General features: G+C 41.6%; 7 protein-coding genes. 3 read left to right on the top strand and 4 right to left on the bottom strand.

The window, feature by feature from the left end:
* Nucleotides 1-148 precede the first annotated feature (148 nt).
* The 3 genes from istA (at nt 149) to T489_RS15150 (ending at nt 2,467) form a co-directional block, all read left to right on the top strand.
* Nucleotides 149-1,381, top strand: coding sequence for an IS21 family transposase (istA, locus tag T489_RS0105665; RefSeq protein ID WP_232218289.1), 1,233 nt, complete (start codon nt 149-151; stop codon nt 1,379-1,381).
* Nucleotides 1,381-2,151: an IS21-like element helper ATPase IstB gene (gene istB / locus T489_RS0105660; protein WP_031579084.1), complete on the top strand. Its 771-nt coding sequence runs from the start codon at nt 1,381-1,383 to the stop codon at nt 2,149-2,151. Before istA ends, istB begins: the two co-directional genes overlap by 1 nt.
* Nucleotides 2,152-2,215: 64 nt before the next feature.
* Nucleotides 2,216-2,467 carry a hypothetical protein gene (locus T489_RS15150; protein WP_232218288.1) on the top strand — a complete coding sequence of 84 codons (252 nt, stop codon included), beginning with the start codon at nt 2,216-2,218 and terminating at the stop codon, nt 2,465-2,467.
* 203 nt (nt 2,468-2,670) lie between these two features.
* Here the strand turns inward: T489_RS15150 and T489_RS0105650 are convergent, their stop codons facing one another.
* The 4 genes from T489_RS0105650 to T489_RS0105630 all read right to left on the bottom strand — a co-directional run bounded on the left by T489_RS0105650 (nt 2,671) and on the right by T489_RS0105630 (nt 9,372).
* A complete protein-coding gene (locus tag T489_RS0105650) occupies nt 2,671-4,239 on the bottom strand; it encodes an LTA synthase family protein (RefSeq protein ID WP_051621824.1) in 1,569 nt (522 codons plus the stop codon).
* Nucleotides 4,240-6,648 (bottom strand): SDR family NAD(P)-dependent oxidoreductase, encoded by a 2,409-nt coding sequence (locus T489_RS14575; RefSeq protein WP_198020426.1) that lies wholly within the window; start codon nt 6,646-6,648, stop codon nt 4,240-4,242. It lies immediately after the preceding gene.
* A gap of 274 nt (nt 6,649-6,922) precedes the next feature.
* A complete protein-coding gene (locus T489_RS0105635; protein WP_031579080.1) occupies nt 6,923-8,029 on the bottom strand; it encodes a CgeB family protein in 1,107 nt (368 codons plus the stop codon).
* Complete coding sequence (locus tag T489_RS0105630; RefSeq protein WP_051621823.1) at nt 8,029-9,372, bottom strand: glycosyltransferase; 1,344 nt, start codon at nt 9,370-9,372, stop codon at nt 8,029-8,031. The genes T489_RS0105635 and T489_RS0105630 overlap by 1 nt, the downstream gene beginning before the upstream one ends.
* Nucleotides 9,373-9,406 lie beyond the last annotated feature (34 nt).

Here is a 9,406-nt window from a genome sequence, read left to right as displayed (position 1 = left end):
CCCCGTATAACAGAGTGGCCAATGCCGTGCTTACACTGAGGAAAATGTCTTGCCTAAATTTCTGCTTGACAAAGGTCGTTTCATAACAGTTTCAAAAAAACATACGAGAATTAAGCATCGATTAACTATAAAAGGATGTTCAGAAAAAGTGCTTGATTCAATTTCTCAGCAACAAATTCGTGAACTTCATGAACAGGGACTGCCAATAAAACGCATAGCGGCGAAACTTTATATATCCAGACAGACTGTCCGTAAGTACATGAATATCAGTAATGCAAATACCCAAAGATCTCATGAGAGCTTCAATAGCTGGCTTAGAAAAAATGAGAGTACAGTGAAGTCTTTATTCATGCGTTTTGAGGGGCACTGCGTACCGATGCAACGCAAAGTACAGGAACTCTACAAAGGAAGTACAAATCTCAGGTCACTGCAGCAGTTCTGCAAGAAATACAGGCAAGAGCTTAAGAAAGCAGGTTCTTCAACGCCTGTACGTTATGAAACTCAGCCAGGAGATCAGCTTCAGATAGACTTCGGGGAAAAAGACGTGGTTATAGGCGGAGTAAAAATTAGGATCCATTTCTTTGTATGTGTACTTGGTTATTCAAGGCGAATGTATGTGAAGGCATTTACCTCAGAGAATACGGAAGCCTGGCTGAACGGAATAGAAAGTGCATTCAGGCACTTCGGAGGAGTACCATTGTCAGTGGTATCCGATAATACCAAATGCCTAGTAACGAGTCATACAGGAAAAAATCTGGTATTAAATGAAAGATACATGGCGTTCTGTCGTTATTGGAAAATCAGACCGGTCGTATGTACACCGTATCTTCCCCGTTCAAAAGGTAAATGCGAACGCATGGTACGATACTTCAAGGAAAATGCCTTGTCCGGCAAAGATTTCGATTCACTTGAGAGTCTACAGAACTGGATAAACCTGTGGCTCGTTCGATATTCGGATATCAGAGAACTGTCTCTTCCTCATACAACAGGAGCAAAGCTTCCCATAGAACGGTTCATTGAAGAGGAAAAATCAGAACTGAGACCTTTTGAAAAGACGATGTTTACAAACATTAGGGAAGAAAAGAGGAAGGTAGATAAGTGTGGTCTTATCCGCATCGAGAACAGATTGTACAAGCTACCTGAGCAGTACTCAAACCAAAGCGTATTTGTTCAGATAACAGACACGGATATCATCATCCACGAAGCTGACAACAAAGTCATCAGAATGGATAAGACCACTTCTGTTTATACAACCAAACCACAGGAAAAATCAACCCCTGTATCAGAAAACAGCGTAAGTTCTGATTTTGAGTTGTGGGGAAAAAATGCTCTTGCAAGGCCTCTTGAGACATATGAATCAGCAATCGGAGGTACATGGTAATGAACAGCTGTACGGACGATATCCTTAAGGCCATGGCAGACAGACTTAATCTGACCTATCTGCGAGATCACATTGAAGAGATTATAAGTGAAACATCCATCTGCAAAATGAACTCTAGAGAGATACTGCAGTTCGTGTTTAAAAAGGAAATCGAACGGCGTGAAGAAAACAGGATACGCTTAGGAATAATGTCGGCTCATTTTCCCCGCAGATGCACTCTTAACTCATTTGATTTTGATGTGCAGCCCAGTATTGATATGGCAATAATCAGAGAATTAAAAACTCTCAGTTGGGTTGAAAGTGGCTCCAACATATTGTTTCTCGGTCCTCCCGGTGTCGGAAAAACGCATTTGGCCATTGGCTTCGGAATGACGGCCATTGAAAATGGATACTCGGTTCTGTTCAGGACTGCGGAAGCTTTAATCAAGGAACTGCTTGAAGCTCAGGCTCAGTGTAAACTTGAGCAGAAACTTCAAAAACTGTCCAAAGTTAAGGTTCTGATAATAGATGAATTTGGTTATTTCCCGGTTACAGTTGAGGGAGCACATCTACTCTTTCAGCTAGTCAACAGAAGATACGAATCAAGAAGTACAATTGTTACTAGCAACCGACCTGTTCGAGACTGGGGGCTTATTCTTGGTGATTCAACCGCTGCTACCGCTATTTTGGACCGGCTGCTTCATCACAGCTGTGTACTCACCATTAACGGTGACAGCTATAGACTTATGTCAGCAAGAAAAGAAAAATTACTGGAAGAAAACGATAAATAGGTATAATCTCATGGTGTCAACTTTTACTCGTTTTTAGTGTCAACAAATTTACTCGTTTAACAACATGAATGGTATTCAAAAACCAAAGGTACGTGTGCAGGACAGTTTTAATAACTATCTGAAGATCAACAGAGAAACAATTAAAGAGCTGTTTCTCGAGATGAATGGACACTGTGTACCTCTGCTGAGAAAACTTAAGGAATCATATGATGGCAGTGCTAATTTACTAGGGTTACAGATTTTCTGCAAACAGTTTAGAAAGGAACTGAAGAATCGTGGCAAATGTTTAACAACGGAAGCTGAAACTTCCGTCTAGGAATTATTTTGTTTTTAATAAAAATAGTTAAATTTCAATAGAAATAATTGACTATTTTATTTATAAAACATAAATCTTGACTTATAAAAACAAACAGGTAATATTAATAACACCAAAGCAGTGACCTTCTGGTTACTGCTTAAAAAATTTTCTCAGGATATTTTTCTATTTACAGAAAGATTTTCACATGCTCGAACAAAATGCTATTTTTTAAACCGATTCAACCAGCGTACAGCCAAACTGCTAACCACCGTATCCGTTTTCTTTTGTTCAATAGAATCCACACGTTCACCTTTATGGCTTGAAGAACTGTTCCATATAAAATATGGTACTCGCCCTTCCGGTTCCCCCATAAGCTCATAAGCTTTTGGAAGAATAGGAACATGATCTCCGTAAAACACCATTGATACGGGATAATTCTTCTTTTCAAAATTATCCTTTAGTGTCTTAAGCATGGAATTTTCATTGGCAAGATGCCTTAAATAAACAGCCAGATCCTTATAGTCATGAAAAGAAACAGGCTCTTTGAAATACTTCTGACACTCTGGTTCAGTGATAGACTCAAGATTAAGCGGACCGTGGTTTTCCATAGTAATCATGAATACAAAAAGAGGCTGTCTGCCGTTCCATTCATCACAGAGTTCCATTAATTTATTCGCAATGGCAGAATCTGCAACATACGGCCCGAATCTTTCCGCATCACCGAAAGACGTGATATCCAGAAATTCATCGAATTCCCATTTTCTGAATATCACGTCACGATGATAAAAACCGGAATAATAAGGATGAATGCAGACTGTATGATACCCCTTGCGCTTAAGCATATTCACAAATGAGGCTACCGGCCATCCGGTTGAAGAAATCTGATAAGGACTGAATCTGTGTCCCTTCATGTCCTCAGGACTGATACCGGTCAGAAAAGAAAATTCGGTTCTGATGGTGTTGGCACCCCATGCAGGAACCTCCATTTTTCCGAAACTCTCACTTTCACCGCAGATTTCATCAAAATCCTTGAGAATGTCTTCTCTGATGTTTGGATTCCACTTTCTCGGGTCAAAAAAAGATTCACTCTGGATGGCTATGAGATTAGGCTGAACCGCAATATCTGAATCATCGGCTCTATTGTTCCGTTCCAGCTTTTCGTTTTCTTCTCCCGACATTTCAAAAGGAGATTTAACCTGAGGCTTATCAAGGTAGGCCAGAAAATAACTCCACAGGAATACGGCAAACCCCATATTGTCTATATCGGTTCTGATACAGAAGGTGTTCTGTTTTTTTATGTCTCTTAAAAGAAACAGAATCAGAAGACATAAGAATTCCCCACCGATAATCGTGGCTGCAGCCACAGGATCTCCGAACCTGTCAACATAAGAGGAATCAATGCAGAAACCTAAAATAATAATGGCGGCAGCCACTATTATTCCCAGAATTCCGGTTACTCCGAGAAACGGAAAATACAGTCTCGGAAATCTGAAGGCATCGGTGAAATAGTCATAGTCAGAAAAAACCAGTGGTTCTCTTAAGCTCAGATACTTGGCATTATTGATTACTATCAGAATGAAATAAACCAGCACTGTTACTGCAGCGGAAAAAACAATTCTTCCGGTAAAAAGAAGCATCAGTCCATACAGGAAATAAAATATGGACAGATGAATCAGCAGAAGCCTGATACCGAACATTTTATGGTGAATTCCCGGTTTAACCAGAAATTCACCCATAAAACAGACCGCAGCACAGAGAACACCGGCTCCGACAATGTATGGCAGAACCATTTACTTCATTCTCCCGTAGCCGAAAAGCGCAGCTATCGGAGCAGCCAGACAGTGTGGCAGGAATGACAGAGACCAGATCCCGAGATTAAGAGGGAACGGGAATGAAATACGGGCAAGATTCAGATAAAGACCTCGGGTAATGATTCCTGCAGCCCTGTCAGACTTCATAAGGAAAGGCTTAGGCCCCGGCATGGCTCTGCACATTGGAGAATCAATATACCCGGGAAGAATCACATTGATCTTTATTCCGTCAGGCTTTAACCAGGCACGCAGAGAGTTACCGTAATTTCTTAAGGCGGCCTTGGTAGCACAGTATGTAGGAGTATAAACAAGACCATAGTATGAAGCCAATGATGACAGAATGGCAATCTGTCCCCTGCCTCTCTTGCGCATGGCTGGAAGAACAGAATCAATAAGAGCGATATCTGACAGCAGATTGACTTCTACCAGAGCTCTCGCCTCTTCAAAAGGCTCCCCTTCCAGATCCTCACCGATGTTGGTGTTAAGACCTGCGTTGGCAATCAGAAGATCCACAGGCATTTTATCGGCAAGACTTGCCCCCCATGCCCTTAATTCATCAACATTTCTTAAATCAAGGATCCTGATATCAACCTCAGCCCCCTGCTTTTCGCACTGAGCCTTTATTTCATTAAGCTTAGCCTCATTTCTACCGCTTAAAGTCATATGCATACCGCGACGTGCAAACTTTCTGGCAAGCGCTCCGCCGATTTCACCGGTAGCTCCGGTAATAACCACATGCTTAAGATTTTCAAAATATCTGCGCTGACCTTCAACAGCACTGAGTGCAAGAGATATACCGAAACCGCAGGTACAGATAGTGGTGTAAAGCAGAGTCCAGAGATTAAAGTAGCAGATACTGAAAACCATGCCGGATAATGCATAGATAAATGACACGACTTCCAGCCAGAATATCACTGTTGCCAGTCTGTTACGCTGCATCACTGCCCCGCCTTTCGGAGTCGGAACAAAAGAAACATTAATTCCCAGAAGAACCTCTATCACTGCAAGGAAGTAATAGAGAGAAAGAGGAAGATACATTAAAACATAAGCTACGGATTCAGGGAAGGAACAGCCGGTGTTTTCAGTTCTGTCCCCGGCGGCAGTCTTTGAGCTTTCCTGTGTTTTCTGCGGAGCGGCTTCTTTTGCAGCATCATCGTTTTTTCTGCCGTTATCATCAGAATCAGTCTGACAGGTAAGATTGATTCCGCAGATATTGTTATATCCCCAGACAATTGCCGTTATGAGGAATACGGTACATATGATTCTGAATATCCATCCGAGATCTTCGGTTACAAAAATTGCGGGAACGGCGATAAGAAGCAGAGCATAGAATGAGGCCAGCAGAAATGTCTGAGACATCATCATAAACGCATTAAGCTTCTGACCTAAAGTAAAGTCGGATTTTCCGGCAAAACCGCAGATATGCAGGAAGGTATTCTTGACCAGACCGTATGCCCATCTGTGTCTCTGAAGTCTTACTGCTGAAATGGTATCAGGAAGTTCTTCATGAGAAACGACTTCTGAAAGATAGCAGTAATGCCAGCCCTTAAGCTGTGCTCTGTAGCATAAATCAATATCTTCGGTAAGAGTTCTGTCGCTGAAACCGCCGATATCATCGAGACACTTTCTGCGCCATACACTGGATGAACCGGTCAAATTCGCAAGATCCTGTTCCTCATTGAAATTTGCAGTCATTTTGTCCTTATGACCGATTTCTGTTACCAGGAATCTGGTAATAAAGTTTTCATTACGGTTTCTGAAATCAATGGCTGTCTGCAGGAATCCGAGAGAACTGTCATGGAAACAGGGAATGGTTCTGATAAGAAAATCTGAAGGCGGTACGCAGTCAGCATCAAACACCACCACAAAGTCCCCTTTCGCAATCATCAGACCGTAGTTGATGTTTCCTGCCTTGAAACCTTCCTTTGATTCTCTGGAATAATACTGAACAACACCGGATCTGAAACCTTCTGAATCATTTTCATTCTTTTCAGAATCAGCGTGATTTCGGGTACTGTTGAATTCTTCAACAATTCTCTTTACAGCAGTGGCATTTTCCTCATTGGAATCATCCAGAAGAAGAATTTCATAAGCCCCGTCCACATATTCAATTTCAGAAACGGCCTTTATAAGCTGACCTACCACTGCAACCTCATTGCATACCGGGAGCAGAATGGATACGGTGGGAACATCCTTTATGTCATATTCTTCAGTATCTGATTTTTCAGTATGCTCTTCAGATACCTTATCTGAACTGCTGCTGTCCTTGCCGTCATCTGATGACTGCTTCACTTTCTTCTGACCTTCAATAATTTCGTAGCAGGTAAAAGTCACAAAAAAGGCCACTAAAATAAACAGTAAAACCTGAACAATTATGGAAAAAATCATTCTAAAGATCCTCCGTAAATCAATCCGGTATTTAAGGATTACCATCCGGGAAAACAGATTCTGTTTTAATGCAGACTGTCTCCGGGTAATAAAGCAATTCTTAAATACCCGATTATTAATTCTTTCCGCCGACAGTGTCATGCGGAATCTGTCTGATTATTAATAAATTATTACAAAAGTCATTCAGCTTATCAGTTGAATGACCATATTACCTAAATACCAAAAGAGTATTTTATCTTAAATAGCAGTAAAAAACCTGTGACCGGTTCATTATCTAGAACTTTATATCTTCGCTCATCTGCTCAAGACGGCGCTCCCAGCTGTGATTGTTCTTTACGTAAATACTTCCGGCCTCTGCTTTTTCCATATTCTGTTTTGACGGCTCGTCCACCATAGCCGGAAGAATATCCATCAGTTCATCAGGACTTGACACCGCAGTGCAGAAATCCTTGAAATGACTTTCCACGGCCTTTGAACTGTTGGTTACCATTATTCCTCCGCAGGCAAGGATTTCGATAAGTCTTCTGGAATACATGGTTTCGGAATCAGTAACGGAATTAACGTTCAGGCAGACGTTATACTCTTTGTATATTTCCGCAGTCTGAGGATTGCTGAGACTCGGATAAACGTTTATGAATTCACTTTTCGGAAATCTGAATTCAAAATAACCTGAAAGTCTGGTACTGTTACGATCATATGCATCCAGCATCAGTGATTTGCGGTTGCAGACGTCAAAAACGGCATCCAGAAACATCCTTCGGGAATTAAGAATCTTACGGTAATAAGACCCCACAAAACACATTCTGTTCTTTTTGAAATTAAAACCGGTAAAATTATGAATTCTCGGCTGATAGGCAATCTGCATTACCGAAACATGTCTGTCACACTTTCCGGACGGAGAAATCTGCGCCACCCTTTCCTGATATTTAGGTACGCAGTTTTTATCAGTGGTATAGATAAAATCACATTTTTTGGCCACTTCAATAAACGGCTCAAAATAAGCCCCGTCATCCTTGTTCCAGAATACGGTCGGAATATGAAGTTCATTCGCAAGCCTGATTAATGCGGAAAACTCCGAAAGGTCATTACTCCCGAAAAGAACGGAATGCTTAACCAGCTTGTAGCTCCATTTCCACTGATAGCCGTGAAAAGCGGATTCAACGAATACAAGATCAGGTTTCCATTCAGTCAGAACTTCCCTGAAATTTGTCGGAGTAAGATTTCTGATCCTGCATTCCATGGATAGATTAACTGCCGTAAGATAGTCCGTAAGCAGTGCGATTTTTAATTTTCCGAATCTGCCGTCACCGGTAACATCTTCATGAATCACCGGATAGTCATACATTACGGAACGCGTTAATCTGACAATTTTACCGAGCATTATCGAAACACCTCATCCGTAAACTGTTTCCACTGTCTGTGAGCTATCACATACTGCCTTGCCCTGATTCCTTTTTCCCTGAGACCTTCAGAATCGTATATGTTGTTTTTCAGAACCGATGCCAGATCCCTGTAATCACCGGATTTAAAGAAAAGACATCCTGAATCGCCCTCACTGAGTTCGTCTTTGAATACCGGGAGATCCGGTACAATAACACACTTTTCCTTGGCCATGGCTTCCACCATTTTAATAGGCGGAATAATCTTGCATACATCAAACGGTTCTCTCGGTATACATACCAGAGAACAGTCATCCTGTTTTCTCTTCGCCTCTTCAGGAGATACTCTTCCAAGGAAGGAAACATAACTTTCCAGCTTAAGTTCTTTTGACAGGGCTTCAAGTGTTTTACGGTATTCACCGTCTCCGAGAATCTCAAGCTTTACCGGCAGGTGTTCTTCATAAACCAGCACCGAAATGGCTTTAAGCAGAGTCTGAATACCTTCATAAACAATCAGCGAACCGGCATAAACAATGGTCACGGGTGCAGCATCAGAAGAATCTTTTCTGTCAGCCGGCTCAGTAATTGCTTTCTTTTCCGCCGGCCTGATTCTTTCCACGTCGGCACAGTTCGGCAGAAGTTTTATGGCTGAAGGTTTAACACCCCAGTTTTTCTGAATGTACTGAGACAGCTGTTCTGATATTACAAAAACCCTGTCAGCATGAGTGGCCACCAGAGCCTCAAGATCCAGTCCCAGTCTGAAATTATGTGATTTGGCAAATTTAGGGTCACGGGAAATTCTGGTAAGCTCCCACAGTCCTCTCATTTCATACTGAAACGGAATGCCCAGACGTTTGGCAGCCAGGAGTGCCGGTAAGGCGTTTACGTGATTGGAAGCAGCATGAACGCATGAAATTCCGTTTTCAACAATGTATTTTTCCAGAGCAAGAGCTGCCTTCTTAACGTAAAAAACCGTAAGTGAATTATTATCAGGCTTTCTCAAATGCTCGTATTTTATACCGTCAAGAATATTAAAATCAGATTCTTCAGGATACTCAAGAGCATCCCTGCGATCCCAAGGATACCCGGTTCTTGTCAGCACAAACAGCTTTTTCTTATGCTCTGATGAAGCGTTGTCACGTTCAAACCCGGCATTAAGAGATTTCAGAATCTCATGAGTTCTGGTGGTATATCCGCTAATGTGAAAAGGAAGACAGCTCGCAGGAACGTACAGAAAGTTTCCCGGCTCTCCCTGATAACTCTTATCAGTGCCTTTTTCGGCTTTTTTTAACAGTCTGGTTAATTCATGAATGGTATACCAGCTGTGAAGACAACTTATATTCATTTATTCAACAATTTACAAAACTTATGCTGTTTAT

The organism is Ruminobacter sp. RM87, assembly GCF_000701925.1.
Classification (GTDB): domain Bacteria; phylum Pseudomonadota; class Gammaproteobacteria; order Enterobacterales; family Succinivibrionaceae; genus Ruminobacter; species Ruminobacter amylophilus.
The sequence above is the reverse complement of the archived record's forward strand: the minus strand, read 5'-3'. Positions and strand labels throughout refer to the sequence as shown.